Source organism: Pseudoalteromonas sp. ATL1 (assembly GCF_058933015.1).
Genome location: NZ_JBZYXL010000001.1, coordinates 3,017,501 through 3,033,892 on the forward strand (window position 1 = coordinate 3,017,501; position 16,392 = coordinate 3,033,892).

Genomic DNA, 16,392 nt, shown 5'->3' on the forward strand with positions numbered 1-16,392 from the left:
TTTTCAAACGAAGCGGGTATGGGTAGCGCTGCAAACGCCGCTGCGACAGCAACACCTAACCCTAACCACCCTGCATCACAAGGTTATGTACAAATGCTGGGCGTATTCGTAGATACCATCGTGATCTGTAGTGCAACCGCTGCGCTCATTTTGTTATCTAATCAACTTGTGCCTGAATCTGGCATTACTGGTATTGCGCTCACACAGGCCGCATTAGTTGAGCATGTTGGTGAATGGGGCGCGACTTTTATTGCGATTGCGATTTTGTTCTTTGCCTTCACTTCGATTGTCGCGAATTACTCATATGCTGAAACCAACTTAATGTTCTTGGAACATAACCACCAACACGGCATGCTTATTTTCCGTTTATGTGTGTTGGGCATGGTGATGTTTGGTGCCATAGGAGAGCTTGGTGTTATTTGGACCATGGCAGATGTATCAATGGGCCTAATGGCAATCGTCAACGTAGTTGCACTATTTATGCTTTCGGGTTTTGTGATTTGGTTATATAAAGATTACAACCAACAACTTAAATCGGGCAAAACACCTGTTTTTGATGCAAACCAGCACCCCAAAATGAAAAAGACCTTACCCAAAGGGATCTGGTATTAATAGGTAAAAACTGTGTGACTGCTTGTTTAGCAGGCAGTTACACGCCTACAAGCTCATTTAATGTTCAAACAAACCAACTACTTATTGCCTTTCCAAAAAATATCCGTATAGTTACACCCAAGTCGGCATATAGCGCAGCTTGGTAGCGCACTGTCATGGGGTGTCAGGGGTCGCAGGTTCAAATCCTGCTATGCCGACCAGCTTTTCCTTACCCTGTTCAATTAGTTAAATCTCGTTCTCAATTATCAAATCTAATACTCTGTACCAGCAACGTGCCTTTGTATTTTAGTTCTCCGAGATTGGCTCAATAGATACGCTTATTCAATTTACTTTTCACCCTACGAAAAATTAACCAAACACTTTTGAATACCTTTTATGTTCATACGCACGCCACAAGACATATACATATTTTGTAATCTGTATTCCTGTGTAAATATATGAACACTTGCACGCAGCTCTTCGCTTATCGATTAGCCTTTTAACTAAAGAAAAGACTAATCGATGCAACAATTGCGGCGACCCCAACCAATGCGAATCCAATCGCCTGTATCAAACCAGCTCGATCCGCTCCTTGCTGGCTCATTATTCCTTTAATCTCTAATGAGTTTTTACTATTCTTTGCCATACAGTAATTACCTATACTAGCTACTGCTTCTCACCTCAGCATTGCAGCCATACATACCCACTTCGTTTGGTGGATTGTGCTTTTTCTATCTATGTTGATGTTAACGTATTTAGAGCAACCCGAACGTCGAGTAAAAAAATAAATATTCAACGCCCAACTCACTGCTAATTATTCTACATGTAGAATTTTTTCTACTCGCTGTAACTGCCCTATTTGGGCAACTTCAGCGCTTTAGCGATATTTTTCAGCAAAAAACTTATGCGTTTTTAATTTTGAATCTCAAAAACTTGTCTTCTAATCAAATTTTTATTTGCTTCACTACTCGGGTCGCTATCGCAATGATGATGTTAGATTGTTATGAGGTAAACAACGGCAAACACTATAACTGTATTTATAGTATTAATAATCAGCATTTAGTGTACCAGTTTGTCTGCCAGATTAGGGTTTATCCTTAATTTAGCCAGGGTGAGAGCATACTTCGTTAACAACCATTAACCGAAGATAAGCTCTGCCCTAAATTCATCGTCAAAACTAGCCCGAACGCATTTACCACGTATCGAATCTTTACGGCCTGTGTGCTGTTTTACCAGATTGCGAACAACCCGTCTGAATAGCGCCATATTTTCCGCAGAAATCGGCTCACTTATCTGACAGGCATCTTCTTTAAACACCACGTCCAACACCCAGTGCTGTTGGTTCTCGATGTGCCAATGATGGCGGATGGCTTTTTGCAACATCTGCGCATCTGGCTCGACAGAAGTAACATAAAAGTGCGTATCTATTTTTGTTGTTGAGCCGGACTTGTTGTGTCTTTCAACCGCAACCAGTGAAGTGAGTCCAGGCCATTTTGCTTTTATCTCTTCAGGCAGTTTATCTGCTTTCAGTGCATAAGTGATGCGCGTTTCCTGACGCCCATGACCACTGCTGACTTGTACATCTTCAGGTAAATTCTCCTCTTGGGCAAAGGCAGTTTCAAAACACGAAGTGACTGCTTTATAGAGTGTTTTCTGGTTTGCTTTAACCTGAACCAGATAATCAGCCCCTCGTGAGGTAAGTTTTGATAGCGTCGCTTTTTGACAATGCAACGCATCCAATGTGACGATTGAATCTGAAATATCTAGTACATCCAATAGTACTCTGACTGCGGGAATTTCATTGGATTTATTCTCAACCGTGCGCTGGTATAAGGTTAGGCCGGACTCACAATCAAAGGCGGACACCAAGTGTAAGTTATCCTCACGTTTTTTACTGGCACCGCGCAAGGTTTTACCATCAAACGCAATGATTGGCTTATCAGATTGAGACCGTTGCTCGTTGACCCAACTGAACAAGGCCAAAACCAATGAATCAGTCTCCACTGTTTTAAGAATTCGTGCAATGCTATGTCGCGTTGGAATACCGTGTTTAAAGGCTCTGAACTGTCTGAGCCAAGGGAGTTTACTGTGCCCGAACACTTCAATATCTTTCCAGCCCTCACAACCGGATAAAACCGCCGAGATGATAAGAAACAAAACATCAGTAAGATCATGATGTTGATTGATAGAAGAACGCTTATCTTCAACAAGTTCAAGGTGGCTAAATAACGACATAATTAACAAGTAGATAGTGACAATGTGGGCGTTATTAGATCAGAAAAGAGGCGGGTGTTAAAGCCTTTTTACAAAGTGCGATCCCGCCGTGTTAATTTAGCTTATCCACTACTTCTAAGATTTTGACGCAAAAAACCCGCTAGTGAGCGGGTTGTAAAAGAGTCTATTAACTTTAAATCCTAAACCTGTTTCTCAGGCCCAGACCCATAAGAAAAATAAACGTAAATGACGCAAATGCATGCCCATAACTTAGAAGGTCATAGTCCTTCGGAATGTCATCACCAAATATCCTCTCTAGTCCTCTATCCCTTGCACCTTTGGACAAAGAAATAAATGGAGTAACTGTCGCTATTGATACAGTAAGTGCATCTTTAAAACATGGCTCACTATCAGGTTCTGCAAAACTAATAGTCAACTGAGCAAACATAAAAATCGATAGCATCAAACATACAAAAGGTCTTAGTATGCTTTGTCCATAGTTGCTAACGGCAGAGAAAAGGCAATCCAACACATTCATGGGCCATGTTTTAGCACTCCATGCTCGTTTCGCTCTTAGTTCATCAGCGTGAAATGCTAGAGCTCTTTCATAGTTTTTATTGGACTCAGCTATCTCCTTTAATCGGCATAGGCGCTCTGCATCTTTAGGATCTTGAGCTACTTTCAGAAAGAACCGTTTTCCTCTAATTAGTTTAGCTTGTAACTCACTCAGATCGACATGGTGGCTAGTTTTCGTTTGTCTTAAATCGGGAATACAATGGAATTTCCCTGATAAAGTGACCGGTCCATCAAATGATGAGCCATAAAAGTCCAATGTTACTACTTCAGAGATGCCTAGTGCTTCAAACAGCATGGATGATCTAAAAACGCTTCCGGCAAAGGAGATTTCCTCTCCCAAAAAATTTATACTAATGAAGTGAGTACGCTCATTGAATACCGCACTTTTGAAACTAACTGCTCCAAAAAAATCACTGGCATGAAAACTAGCAACCGAACCAAACCTTACTAAATTAAAATCCGCATCATCAAAGAATTTGACCCTGTTGAAATCAACCAATTTGCCAAACTCAGCTTCATTAAATTTTACTGGTTTACGAAATTTTAAATGGCTCGCTCTAAATGTGTTTTTGCATTCTAAACCAAAAAAATTGGCTTCTTCTTCGAAAGTAATTTCATAGAAAGATAACTGACCATGACATATAACAAGATGGAAGTGAAATGATATACAGAAGCTTGATTCCCCAAAGACCATATCACCATGACAAACTGCTCGCTCAAAGTATGCTTCCTTCCCAAAGTGGCTCCTTACAAAATCGGCGCTTGCGAAATGAGCTTTCCTAAAGTTTGTAATGCCATTAAATTTTGCGTCGCTGAAGTCTGCCTGCCCTAATCTTGTTGAATTGAAGATCGCTAAAGCATCAAAAACTGTTTGAATAAATAGCGCTTCCCCACTAAATTTCGCATTTTTGAATGAAACAACATCATTAAAATGATAGGCACTGAATACTATTTTTTCAGTTTCACCGTGCCCTCTTTTAAGCTCGAGTAATTTTTCATTTTCTGGGAATTTCTTTAATAATTGGTCATACCTGAAATCAACCTCTTCAAAACTTACTCTTGTTTTAGGATGCTTCTCCATCCACTTGTTCCATGCCTCGTGACCTTGCAGCCACAGGAGTATTGCATCATCTCCTTAAAGCATATAGCCAGAGTGAGTTTCAATCGATTTAATTGCTAGCTCTATGTCCTTATCCATAAACATTCCTCTGCACCTAATAGATACATAATACTGAATTCACGGTTTCAGAAAACAAAAAACCGCACGAAAGCGTTTATAACCTCCCCGTTATTGAGTCACCTGTAAACTAGAGTTTTCCAACTTTGCTCGGCAAGCTTCTGGCAGCAAATCACCAAGACCTTAATGTGTATTCTTAGTTCTAATTCTTTCAATGTTTATTAAGGCATTACACATAGCTTCAGTTTGAGAGGTAACAACCATTGTTAAAAAGTAAGCGGTATTGTGCAAGTCATAAACTTTGCTTATAGTGGGATTGCAAAACGAAAAGTATCAATTATTTATCAATCAGTTGGCATTCAATAATCACAACACATATAAGGAATATCATTATGCCGGGCGACACAACTAAAGCCACCTTTGGCTCTATTCTTGAAAACCTCAAAGAAACAGCCGTCGATTTTTCAACACTGACTGTAACGACGGCTACTGGCGATATTAACGCCGCACTTTCAAGTGAAGTAGAAGGTGATGATTTAAATAATGTGAATATGGAAGAGCTATTTAAAAAAGCGGCAAAGGGTGAGATCACAAGCGGTATCACCATCGCTGCGATTGATAGCTATAAGTTAGACGGTGATGCTTTTATATTTAGAAGCAATACCGTAGCGAATGACGACATGAAAACACTTGAGCAGGCACATAGTAATGCCGTGGTGGCAGGTCAAGCACTCCGTTCAGGAATTTTTGAGATTTTTAAAGATAGCATTCAAGGTTTGGTAAAAAAGTAACAGCGCCAAACCGGCACATCCAATTCAGTCACTTAGCAAAAATTAACCAAAGAATAGAGCAACGATGCAAGGGATCAGTAACGCTGAGGGCGTGCTTAAACTCGAACAAGAGATAGCTCGTGGCATTCAAGATGGATATTTACCGAAACTGCCTAATACCAAGCCGGGCAAGAACAAAATAGGCATGAACGATGAACTACGTAAAGTGGTTATCGACAGGCTTGTACACCTGCAGTATTTGGATAGTCGAAGTAAAATTTCAAACGCGCGGCTCACACAAGCCATTAGTCAACTACAAAGAGAAGCTGGCCTAACTGTAGATGGCTGGTTAGGGTACCAAACTTGGCAGGCAATTCAGCAAGTATTTACCTTTGAAGAGCCCATACAATTAGAAAAATGGCTGGATGATGAACGGCCCTGTGAATTTATGTTACGTGCTGCCTATGTTCGCCTGCGTGCTTTAGGTATAATTGAAGATACTCGCATATTATTTGCACAGGCTGCGATGAATGATCTAGAGAACCCCCTATCCATCACGGAGCGTGAACAACAACTCAGAAGATCCACTGTGGATAAAGGCTTACTTAAATTTCGTCAGTTGTTGCTTGCTTTAAAACTCAATACGCAAAACCTCCCTCACGAAAATTCACTCACAACACCTTTAATGACGTTGTTATTTGATCAAGATCGATTGGTTAAACTCGTTTATGAACAGCGCATAAATCTGCGCGCACAGTTAATGAACGTGTCTTTGTATGAAGCGCAGTCAGCAGATAAGCACGATCCCGTATTAAGTCATGCATTAAGGTTTTTAGGCCATTTAGCTAAAGTTGAGTTATGGCTACACGGTTACCATAAAGGCGATGATGATGACCCAGACAGTACGGTGATCAGCCCCAATGATGAAAAGCTGAATATTTGCCATACCTTGTCGCGTAAAAGAACCAAGCTCGATAAACATGGATTTAGCAGGCCCAAGAGGGTTTCAGGCGTTGATAAAGTCAGGCTCGGCGGGCTACTCTCATTAGCACGACATTTTTTTAAAGAAGCCCCTGTTAATCCTCAGCGCATAGCCTGTCTACATTTGTCTACCCCCGAAATGCACCTCGCAATTTTTACTGGGCAAGTGACGAATGCGCTGGTGATCATCGATATTTTAGTATGTGCTCATGCTGAAGATGAAGCCGAAGAACCCTCTGCGCAAAGAGCCATCAACATTGTTAAAGTACTGAGTAATCCAGACAATAACATTACGAACGAGGATTGGAAGTCTGTTGGTTTTGGTAACTTTTTACTCGATGGGGCCAAACGTATATGGCGCGTCATAAAAGGCTCGATAAACTGGGTCGTCAATCAAGTTAAAAACATTGTTGGCAAACTTAGCGATACCGTAGTGCGAGTTTTAAAGCTTGCCAAACAACTGGCTTTTAAAGGCATGTTGGTTTTTGAGCGTGCAAGTGCCGCTATGTCAGAAGGCTTCGCTTTACTGCTCAATGCACTTGTACCTGGCTCTAATAAGCAAATTGCCATGAAACGGCAATTGGATATGGACTACTACGTGACTGTTGATAAAAGCGCAACCCAACACACCGTTGCGTCATTTGTGAATGCGCTATCCATTAAAGTAAGGGGATTTAAGTTTTCGGTTGTACTATTTAAGCTCATCAATGATGTGATTAATTTGGTCAAAAAGCTGCTTGTGAATCCGATTTACGGCGGCCTTTCGCTATTTAGCTACCTTTTAACATTCGATGCCCATATTGATGAGAAGGACGCGCAAATTCTCCACGAGTCCTTACTGGTGTAAAGCAAGCTGGAATATTTAACTACGCTGTTCAAATATTGTGGCTTAAGCCGACAAGGCATAACGACTAGAGTCGGCCAAGCGACAAATTATGCAACGCGTTGTGAATGCCCAAAGCCTGCCGAGTTTACCTTCAGGACAAGCGGTTTCACAGCAACTGCAAAAAATTGCTCTGCGCAAGTAATACTAAACTTGCTCGCCTTTTGCGTCTCAATATCAAGTTTCAACCCGCTTATTTGCTAGCATTAATCCCCAAACACCAGTTTATTTTTATCTAGATCTCGCACGTAAGCTGAAAACTTTGGTCCACGCTGTCCGGGCTGCCCTTCGCATGTACCACCTAGTTCTAGCGCTTTATGATATAGTCTCGTCACTTCTTCCGCTGAGCCCACATTGAAACCCAGCATGGTGCCATTACCATTGGTCGCTTGTTGTTTGTTAAACGGTATTGCAACGGCAAACGCCGCGTCCATGTCTTCACTTTGCCAAAATGTCATGCTCGCGTTTGCAAATGTTTGTTTAAACTTCGTCTGTGCAAAAAGTGCGTCATAAAAATTAACCGCCGCTTTCATGTCGTTCGTACCTACTACAAAATAGTTCATCTTCATTATGTGTTTCTCCATTAAATCTAGATACAAATTATATTGTGTAGCGCTGACAGTGAATGTCAGTAGATTTGACACTTTCACTCATAACGACGCTATGCCCGTAATGTCGTGGTGACGACTTTTTGGTGGCTGACACACTTAAAAGTAGTTAGTATAGGTACTTTTGTTAATTATCAGTTTACGGAGCGAAGACGCATATGAACTGTACAAGCTGTAAAAACGGCAATTTAGTACCCAGCTTTATCGAGGGATTGTTTCGAGCCCACACCTGCGACCAATGCGGCGGTAATTGGATACTGATCGAAGATTTTGTTTCTTGGAAAGAGCGAAACCCACAACATCAATTTACTTCCGATGTGAGCTTTGAAGCGGACGATGTAACTGATACAAAAACAGCGCTCATTTGCCCTATCTCCAGCACCATCATGCGTAAGTTCAAGATCACCGCAGAGCATGAACATAGACTCGACTACAGCACTGCAACCGGAGGGCTATGGCTCGACAAAGGCGAGTGGGAGCTGCTTAAACAAGAAGGTATTGCTGGATGTTTAAACGCTGTGGTAACACAAAACTGGCAACGCTGGATAAGACAAGATAGCGCCAAGCAGACGTTTACCGATAGCTACCGCGCCAAGTTTGGTGACGACGTATACGAAAAGGTCAAAGAAATGCGCGTGTGGCTCTTATCGCAAGAGCAAAAGGCGGATTTAAGAGCTTACTTATTGGCTGAAGATCCTTATTCTGCTGAAAAGTAGCTAGCGGCTATTTATATGAATACTCAAATGAACTTTTCTTTCAATAAAGAAACAAAGCTAATCTTGGTTTTGATAATATCTGTTGCTTTGGCAATATTTATTATTACTTGGGCCAGACAGGAAGCGCCTATCTACCGACCTCTGGTGCAAGATCTACGACTCGTTGATTCGGTACAAATTGCAGATGTATTAGACCAAGAGAGTATTCATTATTATGCTGACGTTAAAAACCATATGCTTTATGTCGACCAATCTCAGTCTGAACAAGCTCGCCTCGCGCTGGCTAAAATTGGGTTTATTATTGAATATCCAACCATCACCAAGCACAGCGATTTAAATAAAGCGTATGAAGCGTTTGTAAAGCAGCAAGAAGACAAGCAAAAGTTCATTCCAATATGGGAGCAACCTTGGTTTATGAAAATAACAAGATTCGCGTTAGGCGCATTGGTCTTAATTGTTCTCATTTTAGCTGTGATTCGCCCCGCTCTTCACGCGTTTATATATCCAGATGAACACGTAGATCCATAAAAACCCAGAGTTTTTTTAGACATAAAAAAGAAAAGAAAAACCCCGAACTTAGTCGGGGTTTTTAGTGCTAGCTTATAGTTATTAAACCTATTTGAATGCGTGCTTCAACGCCTCTTTTATCAATGCAACGTCTTGCAAAATATCGCCGTGGTGACGTTTATCTAGCAACTGCGTGGTCATCTTCTTACCAATAAACTCACGCACATTGTTATCTGCTGTTGCCGTTAAGATCTCAGTCCACTCATGCGCCAACTGGGTTGCCACATTCAAGTCAAACAAACCCGCTTTGAGTAAGTGTACTTGCGTGTGCTCAAGCGCTCCGCTGAGTGAACATAAGTCCAACAGCCCTTCTGCCTCGCGGGCAAGCAGCATAGCCTCAACATTAGATTTATCGTGACCGAGTTCTAACATCCTCTCAACCAACTGTTGCTCGTTATCGGCTTCAAAAAGATGCGTTAACTCTCTTAGTCGGCCTGATTTCACGATGGTATCTAACAGCAATACATTCGCCTTGATGTTATCGCGTTGTTCAAGTTTGTAGGCAATCTCAAGCGCAATATTCCCACCAAGCGACCAACCCAACAATGTCAGATCATCAAGCTGTATATTTGCTTTTAGCTCTGCGTAATACACCTCTGCCAGTTTGCTAAGATCACTGATTTTGTCCTCTTTTAACAAGTTGTAGTTATCGATACCAAAACAGTTAAACGAACCTGCCAGTTCATTGGCAAGACCTTGATATACCTCACATCCGGCACTACCTGCATGAACCATAACTAGGGTTGGTAACCCATCTTTAAAGGTATTTAGTCGCTTGAGCAATTGGCCATCGCGGGTTTGATTACGCAACAGGTTGGCAAGCCCTGCGATGGTGCGCTCCGTGAATAGGTCTGCAATCGACAAGTCGCAATTAAGTTGCTGATTAATGAGCTTCATCAATTTAATAGCTGCGATTGAGGTGCCACCCAAATTGAAGTAATCGTCTTGAATACCAATTTGGCTGCGTACCAGCGTATCTTGCCAAATGTCACATAACTTATGTTCCAATGGATCCCGTGGCGCAACATAGCTGCTACCGCCAACAAACTCTGGCTCAGGCAGTGCTTTTCGGTCTAACTTACCGTTGGTATTCAGCGGAATACGCTCAATCAAGTTAATCGCCGATGGCACCATAAAGTCAGGTAGTTGCTCTTGTAACTGCGCAATAATTTGCTCACCACATAACGCGCTGTTTGGTTGTGTCACGACGTAAGTCGCGATGTATTTACCTGCGTCATTTTCACAGGCAATAACCGCCGCTTGTTCCACGTCTTCAATGGCTGTTATTGCGCTTTCAATTTCACTTAATTCAATGCGAAAGCCGCGAATTTTCACTTGGTTGTCGTTACGGGCAATGTATTCAATAAGGCCATTTGGCAGCCATTTTACAATGTCGCCTGTACGATACATGCGCGTTTCTTCGCCTGCATGCTCATCGGCAAATGGGTTGGCTACAAACTTTTCACGGGTTAATTCAGGGCGATTTAAATAACCGCGCGCTAAACCCAAACCGCCTATGTATAACTCACCCGGCGTACCTGCTGGCACAGGATTGCCGTGCTCGTCTAACACATAAAGCGATTTACCCACCAAGCCATGACCAATTGGCGCGTTTGTCATCGTGGTATCTAAATGACACACCGACGCAAACACGGTGGTTTCAGTTGGTCCATACACATGACTGAGCTTCACCTGTGGCGTGGTTTGCATAAATTCGCTCACCACACGTAAATTCACCGCTTCACCACCAAACAGAATATGTTTGAGCGGGCTGTCTTTAAGACACTCGCTGGCCGCAAGCGCATTAAACAGCGCCGTGGTCATAAAGCTGGCGTCAATCTTGTTTCGCTCTATGTATTGCGCAAATAATGGCGGTGATAAGCGCGTATGCTTATCGATCAAGTGGACACATAAGCCATTGAGCAAGCTGAACATAGCATCAAAAATAAAACCATCAAACGCATACGATGACATGCTAACAATGTTATTCACTTTGCTCGCATCAAGGTAGTTGTTGTTCAACGCAAACGAACTCACCGCATGGTGTTCAATCTCAACCCCTTTTGGCTGCCCAGTGGTGCCTGAGGTATAAATCACATAAGCCAAATCGTGTAATTGATTGTCTATTTCAAGATCAGTGTTATCCGCTACTACATCTTGATTTTCAACCAACACAACCGGCGCAGCACCGCCATCAAACCAAGCGTGTACATCATTTTCAAGCTCAGCTTCGGTGATCACGAGATTGACGTTGGCATCATCCAAAATAAAGCGCGTGCGCTCCTGCGGATTGTCGGTGGAGAGCGGCACATACGCCGCCCCGGCTTTTAACACCGCAAAGGTGGCTACGAGCATTTCAATACTTTGCGAACAATATAACGCTATCAGCGTATCTGGGGTGATAGCGCTGTGATGTTGCGCTTCATAACGTTGACGAATTTGTCGTGCCAGTTTATTCGCCCGCTGATTTAGCTGTGCATAAGTAAGTTGTTCATCATCACATACCACCGCCACTTTATCCGCATTTTGTGCCACTTGTTGCTCAAAAATACGCTGAATAGACAACGAATTTTGCGTTGCGACGCGCTGGTTATTCCAATCATACAGCACACATTGACGCTCTTCTTCACTGAGCAGTTCATGCTGATTTAACGGTCTGTTTGGCGCACTGAGCATGCTCTCTAACAAGCGAATATACCGCTGTGCCATGGCCACAATTGTAGGCTGTTCAAACAAGCTCGTGGCAAAGTTAAATTGCAGATTGAATTGCTCGGCTGAATCATCTACCAGCAAAGTTAAATCATGCTTGGCCACATGGCCGCTCAATAGCTCACCCATTACAGGCTCTAAGGTCACACCTTGTGTATTAATGGCCTTGGCATCCACACTTTGCACACTGAACATCACTTGAAATACCGGGTGGCGAGACGCATCGCGCTCTAATTCTAATAATTCAACCACGCGCTCAAACGGCAGTTCTTGATGAATTTTTGCCTGCGTAACCAGCTCATGCACTTGCTTAATAAACGCATCAAAAGAAACGTTTTTGTCCACATGGCTGCGCAGAGCTAATGAATTCACAAAAAAACCAACCAAAGCTTGCACTTGAACATGATGGCGATTATCAGATGGTGTGCCAATCATAATGTCTTGCTGACCAGAGATACTCGCCAGCGCCACATAAAATGCACTCAACATAACGGTGTATACACTGGTTTGCTGCGCTTTAGCACACTGACAAACAAGCTCTGATAACTCTGCAGTTAAGGCAATATCAACATTTTGCCCTTCATAGCGCACGTTTTCAGGTCTTGTTTTGTCGTATGGTAGTGTCAGTGTTTCATGGTCTTTTAATTGACCCAGCCAATAATCTTGTAGTTTGGCTAAACGTTCATCTTGCAAGTAGTCTCGTTGCCAACAAGCATAATCAGCATAACTAATACTTAGCTCTGGTAACGTTAAGCGTTCGCCCTTTAAATTGGCTAAATAGAGTTTTGTCAGCTCTTCGGTGAACACAAACGTCGACCAACCATCAAACGCAATATGGTGCCAAACAAACAACAAGTAACGCTCATCGCCACTTTGAATATGATGCACACGCATTGGGCTTTCGTTGGCTAAATCGAACGCGGTGTTAGCAAAAGTCTGCACAACGTCTGCGAGTATTTCTGGCTCCGACAGCACGTGTTTTTTAATCAACACCCTCGTATCCAGTACATGCTGGCTGTAGGTGCCGTCGTCACTGGCTTTAAATACCGTGTTCAGCACACTGTGACGGCTCACCACTTGATTTAATGCGTGTTGCAGCACTTCAAGTTGTAGTTCATTGCCCACTTTAAACAACGCAGGAATATGGTAGGCATTACCACCTCGCTCAAAGGCGTCGATAAACAATAATCGCTCTTGAGCAAAAGACAATGGCGGCATTGGCTGGTTACTGCGTGGGATCACCAACACCTCTTGCGACTCAATCACATTGGCAAGCTTAGCAATGGTGTTATTTTTAAATAGCATTTCAAGGGGGATATCACGGTTGAGCAATTTGCGGCTTTGCGCAGACAACCTAATCGCGGTGATAGAATTACCCCCTAATTCATAGAAGTTATCATCAATGCCCACCGTTTCAACCGCTAACACCTGTTGCCAAAGCGTACATAGCTGGCGTTGTAATTCGCTTGTTGGCGCAACGTAATTTCGCTCTTGTGATTGTTCTGGTGCAGGTAATGCGCCCTGATCAAGCTTGCCGTTGGCGGTGAGTGGTAACTGCTCTAACTGTGTAAAGCTACTCGGCATCATATAATCAGGTAATGATACTGCGACCGCGGCTTTGAGTGTGTCGGTATCAATTTGCACAGTAGGCTGTGCCACCCAGTAAGCTCTTAAAACGGCATCTTGCGCTTTTTTATCGGCGATCACTGCCACATTTTGCACGCCTGACACTGCACCAAGTACGCTTTCAATTTCACCCAGTTCGATACGATAACCACGCACCTTCACTTGGCTGTCATTACGCCCTAAATATTCCATCTCACCATTTGCAAGCCAGCGGACCAAATCGCCCGTTTTGTATAAACGTTGGTTTGCTGCCTCGCCTGGTTTAGTAAATGAGCTAGTAAATGGGTTAGCAATAAAGCGTTCCTCGGTTAAGTCATCGCGATTTAAGTAACCTCGCGCCACACCCGCACCACCAATATACAACTCACCTATGGCACCCACGGGCACTGGCTGTAAACCCGCGTTGAGTACGTACAAGGCCACATTGGTATAGGCTTGGCCAATACCATTCACTGTTTTGTTGGGGTCAACTAATTTGTGCATCGCCCCCACGGTGGCTTCCGTTGGGCCGTATTCATCGATAATTTGCTCGGTTACACTCGCAAGCTTATCAACCACCTGTTTGGTGAGTGCTTCACCACCAAGCATTAAGCGCTTGAGTGAAATGCCTGAGTCGGCAAGTAATATGCTTGCAAGACTTGGCGTGGTTTTAACAAAACGAACTTGGTTATCACGAACATGCGCTTGATAAGCAGACACATTGCCAATGTCGTCTTGGTAAACACATACGCTACCACCAGCCATCAATGGGCAAAGTGTGGTCGTCACCGTTAAGTCAAAACAGTAATTAGTCGAAAAATCAGTCACCTCAAATGCATCGCCCAATGTTTGCCGCACAGCATTGAAGTAATTAAGCAACTGCCCTTGCTCAATCATGACGCCTTTCGGTGTGCCCGTCGTACCCGAGGTATAAATAACATAAGCAAGGCCGCTCAAATGCACGTTTGCGCGAGAAAACTCTGTGACTAAATTCGTTTGCAACACGTCGCTATCGCAAACCAAGTGAGCAACATCAGACTGTGCCAACCAATCCCTTAACTTACTATCAAACTGCGATTGCGTAAGCAGCAAACGGGTATTGGTGTCGTTGAGCATAAATAACACCCGATCTTTCGGGGCGTCTGGGGAGACGGGAACATAACCCGCGCCTAACTTCAGCACCGCAAACATGGCCACAAGCGTTTCAATACTGGGTTTAAAATACAGGGCGATAAGCGTATCGGGTTCGATGCTCAAACCTTGCTCTGCATAATGGCGCTCAATTTGCACAGCGAGCGTATTTGCTCGGGCATTCAGTTCACCATAAGTTAGGCTTATCTCACCAGCTTTTAATGCCACCTTGTTGGGTGTATTGAGCGCATGATGCTCAATCAAACCAGCTACATCCGTATCCAAGTTGTAGGCAACTTGATTGCTATTCCACTGCTCGGTCATTTGCGTTACCTGCACTTTATCAAGCACGCATAACTTGGCGTGTTTTTGTGTAGGCGAGCCACTGAGTTGTTGCAGCAAATTATCTAATTGAGCAACGAGCGCCGTAGCTTTGTTGTTATCAAGCCAATCAGCGCTGTAATTTAAGGTGATCTCCAACTCTTCTCCTTGCTCAGTCGCAACGATAGAAAGCGGATAATCAATTTTTTCAACAACCTTCCTAAGCTGCCATTTACGCGTGTCGCCATGGTGGCTAATTGGATAGTTTTCAAAGGTAAATAAGGTATGAAATAACCGAGCCCCTTTTGGCTGTAGCTCTGCTAAAGCAATACTACTGGCGCTATTGAGTGAGGCAATTGACAGCTGGATTTCTGCCATAACCTGTTCACAAGTCGCTTCACTCGGCCACTCAACATGTAAAGGCAAGGTATTGATAAACAAGCCAACGCTATCTTCAATGCCTTCCACTGGTAAGTTACGACCCGATACCACAGTACCCACTAACGTTTGTTCATCGCCAGTGTATTCTTGGATAAGTTTGTGCCAGCAAAACTGTAGCGCCACGTTAAGCGTAACCCCACTGTTTTGACACATGCTTTTGAGCGTTCTAAAGCGCTCACCCGAGATTAATAACTGCTGTGAGTCTGGCTGCGTTACCTGCAACGGCGCTGACAAATCAAGGGTTTTGCTTAGCATGCCATTGATGTCATTGGCACTCCCAAAAAGCTGCTTAGTAGCGTGCCAATATTGCTGCGTTTGTTCTTGCGTATCTTGGTAGTACTGCTGAGTCGCCAAATAAGCCGTTTCAACTTGTACGCTTGGTGTTTCACCCAGTAGTAATTGGTGATAGTACTCGTGCACACTGCGCAGCAATAACGGCGCACTCCAACCATCACTGATACTGTGATGCTCCGTTTTTAGCAAAGTGTATAATTGCTCCGACTGCTTTATCAGCGTAATACGCAGTAAACCTGGCTTTGATAAATCAAAGCCTCGTTGACGGTCATGTTGTTGCAACTCATCTATTTTTGCATCGCGCTCTTGTGCTGGGTACGCACTAAAATCAACAAAGTTAAAGTTACTTTCATCTATGCTCGGCTTCGCCGCTACAACCTGTAATAGCGCCTCATCCCAGTTAAAGAATGTGCGCAACGCTGGAAAGCGCTGCGACGTCAACTGCCACGCCTGTCGATATAAAGGCACATTAATTGGCTCTAGGTAATCGAGCATCATCTGCACCCGATATGCGTCGTCATCGGGTTGATTCAGGTGATGGTAAATAAAACCCTGCTGCAAGCTATTGGCAGGACACACAGAGACAATATTGTTAGCAGGCTTGTTAATGCTCTGCATAAAACTTTTAAACGCCTGTGCTGAATCTATATTTTTAGCCGTTAAAAATTCAACTAACTCATCTTTACTGACTTTGATCTGCTCAATCAGTGAGGCTTGAGGAGATTGCTCTCCAAAAGCCAGTTTTAATTTACCTTGCTCAGCCCAGATAGATAGGTTTTGCGCGCTAATTTCCTTAATCAATAACATC

General features: G+C 43.3%; 10 protein-coding genes and 1 tRNA gene (1 of these 11 running past the window's edge). 6 read left to right on the plus strand and 5 right to left on the minus strand.

Annotation, left to right across the window (positions count from 1 at the left end):
- Both AC5FX4_RS13160 and AC5FX4_RS13165 read left to right on the plus strand, forming a co-directional pair.
- On the plus strand, window positions 1-612 hold the end of the coding sequence (locus tag AC5FX4_RS13160; RefSeq protein WP_493606826.1) for an alanine/glycine:cation symporter family protein. It extends 804 nt beyond the left edge of the window; 612 of the gene's 1,416 nt are visible here — the last part of the coding sequence; its start codon lies beyond the left edge, outside the window; the stop codon is at window positions 610-612.
- Between the two features lie 123 nt (window positions 613-735).
- Window positions 736-812, plus strand: a tRNA-Pro gene (locus AC5FX4_RS13165).
- A 278-nt stretch (window positions 813-1,090) separates the two neighbouring features.
- Here the strand turns inward: AC5FX4_RS13165 and AC5FX4_RS13170 are convergent.
- The 3 genes from AC5FX4_RS13170 to AC5FX4_RS13180 all read right to left on the minus strand — a co-directional run bounded on the left by AC5FX4_RS13170 (window position 1,091) and on the right by AC5FX4_RS13180 (window position 4,462).
- The gene (locus tag AC5FX4_RS13170; protein WP_493606827.1) at window positions 1,091-1,237 is read right to left on the minus strand and encodes a hypothetical protein; all 147 of its coding nucleotides are present in this window, start codon (window positions 1,235-1,237) and stop codon (window positions 1,091-1,093) included.
- A gap of 491 nt (window positions 1,238-1,728) precedes the next feature.
- The gene (locus AC5FX4_RS13175; RefSeq protein ID WP_493605927.1) at window positions 1,729-2,826 is read right to left on the minus strand and encodes an ISAs1 family transposase; all 1,098 of its coding nucleotides are present in this window, start codon (window positions 2,824-2,826) and stop codon (window positions 1,729-1,731) included.
- Between the two features lie 172 nt (window positions 2,827-2,998).
- Window positions 2,999-4,462 carry a pentapeptide repeat-containing protein gene (locus tag AC5FX4_RS13180; RefSeq protein ID WP_493606828.1) on the minus strand — a complete coding sequence of 488 codons (1,464 nt, stop codon included), beginning with the start codon at window positions 4,460-4,462 and terminating at the stop codon, window positions 2,999-3,001.
- A gap of 488 nt (window positions 4,463-4,950) precedes the next feature.
- Between AC5FX4_RS13180 and AC5FX4_RS13185 the strand changes: the two genes are divergently transcribed.
- Window positions 4,951-5,349: a hypothetical protein gene (locus tag AC5FX4_RS13185; RefSeq protein ID WP_493606829.1), complete on the plus strand. Its 399-nt coding sequence runs from the start codon at window positions 4,951-4,953 to the stop codon at window positions 5,347-5,349.
- Between the two features lie 64 nt (window positions 5,350-5,413).
- On the plus strand, window positions 5,414-7,156 hold the full coding sequence (locus AC5FX4_RS13190) for a peptidoglycan-binding domain-containing protein (RefSeq protein ID WP_493606830.1): 1,743 nt from the start codon (window positions 5,414-5,416) through the stop codon (window positions 7,154-7,156).
- A 242-nt stretch (window positions 7,157-7,398) separates the two neighbouring features.
- On the opposite strand, the gene AC5FX4_RS13195 is transcribed toward AC5FX4_RS13190, so the two are convergent.
- Window positions 7,399-7,761, minus strand: coding sequence for a VOC family protein (locus AC5FX4_RS13195; RefSeq protein ID WP_493606831.1), 363 nt, complete (start codon window positions 7,759-7,761; stop codon window positions 7,399-7,401).
- Between the two features lie 197 nt (window positions 7,762-7,958).
- Here AC5FX4_RS13195 and AC5FX4_RS13200 point away from each other — a divergent pair, with 197 nt between their 5' ends.
- Both AC5FX4_RS13200 and AC5FX4_RS13205 read left to right on the plus strand, forming a co-directional pair.
- Window positions 7,959-8,516, plus strand: coding sequence for a TFIIB-type zinc ribbon-containing protein (locus AC5FX4_RS13200; RefSeq protein WP_493606832.1), 558 nt, complete (start codon window positions 7,959-7,961; stop codon window positions 8,514-8,516).
- A 27-nt stretch (window positions 8,517-8,543) separates the two neighbouring features.
- Entirely contained in the window at window positions 8,544-9,044 is a 501-nt protein-coding gene (locus AC5FX4_RS13205) for a hypothetical protein (RefSeq protein WP_493606833.1), read from the plus strand.
- Window positions 9,045-9,131: 87 nt separating this feature from the next.
- Here AC5FX4_RS13205 and AC5FX4_RS13210 read toward each other — a convergent pair whose 3' ends face one another.
- Window positions 9,132-16,391: an amino acid adenylation domain-containing protein gene (locus AC5FX4_RS13210; RefSeq protein ID WP_493606834.1), complete on the minus strand. Its 7,260-nt coding sequence runs from the start codon at window positions 16,389-16,391 to the stop codon at window positions 9,132-9,134.
- Window position 16,392: the final 1 nt, after the last annotated feature.

Bases quoted from the DNA above. Each gene is read 5' to 3' on its own strand.
- AC5FX4_RS13170 (WP_493606827.1), bottom strand. From the start codon at position 1,237: ATGGCAAAGAATAGTAAAAACTCATTAGAGATTAAAGGAATAATGAGC.
- AC5FX4_RS13175 (WP_493605927.1), bottom strand. From the start codon at position 2,826: ATGTCGTTATTTAGCCACCTTGAACTTGTTGAAGATAAGCGTTCTTCT.
- AC5FX4_RS13180 (WP_493606828.1), bottom strand. From the start codon at position 4,462: ATGGAGAAGCATCCTAAAACAAGAGTAAGTTTTGAAGAGGTTGATTTC.
- AC5FX4_RS13185 (WP_493606829.1), top strand. From the start codon at position 4,951: ATGCCGGGCGACACAACTAAAGCCACCTTTGGCTCTATTCTTGAAAAC.
- AC5FX4_RS13190 (WP_493606830.1), top strand. From the start codon at position 5,414: ATGCAAGGGATCAGTAACGCTGAGGGCGTGCTTAAACTCGAACAAGAG.
- AC5FX4_RS13195 (WP_493606831.1), bottom strand. From the start codon at position 7,761: ATGAAGATGAACTATTTTGTAGTAGGTACGAACGACATGAAAGCGGCG.
- AC5FX4_RS13200 (WP_493606832.1), top strand. From the start codon at position 7,959: ATGAACTGTACAAGCTGTAAAAACGGCAATTTAGTACCCAGCTTTATC.
- AC5FX4_RS13205 (WP_493606833.1), top strand. From the start codon at position 8,544: ATGAACTTTTCTTTCAATAAAGAAACAAAGCTAATCTTGGTTTTGATA.
- AC5FX4_RS13210 (WP_493606834.1), bottom strand. From the start codon at position 16,391: ATGTTATTGATTAAGGAAATTAGCGCGCAAAACCTATCTATCTGGGCT.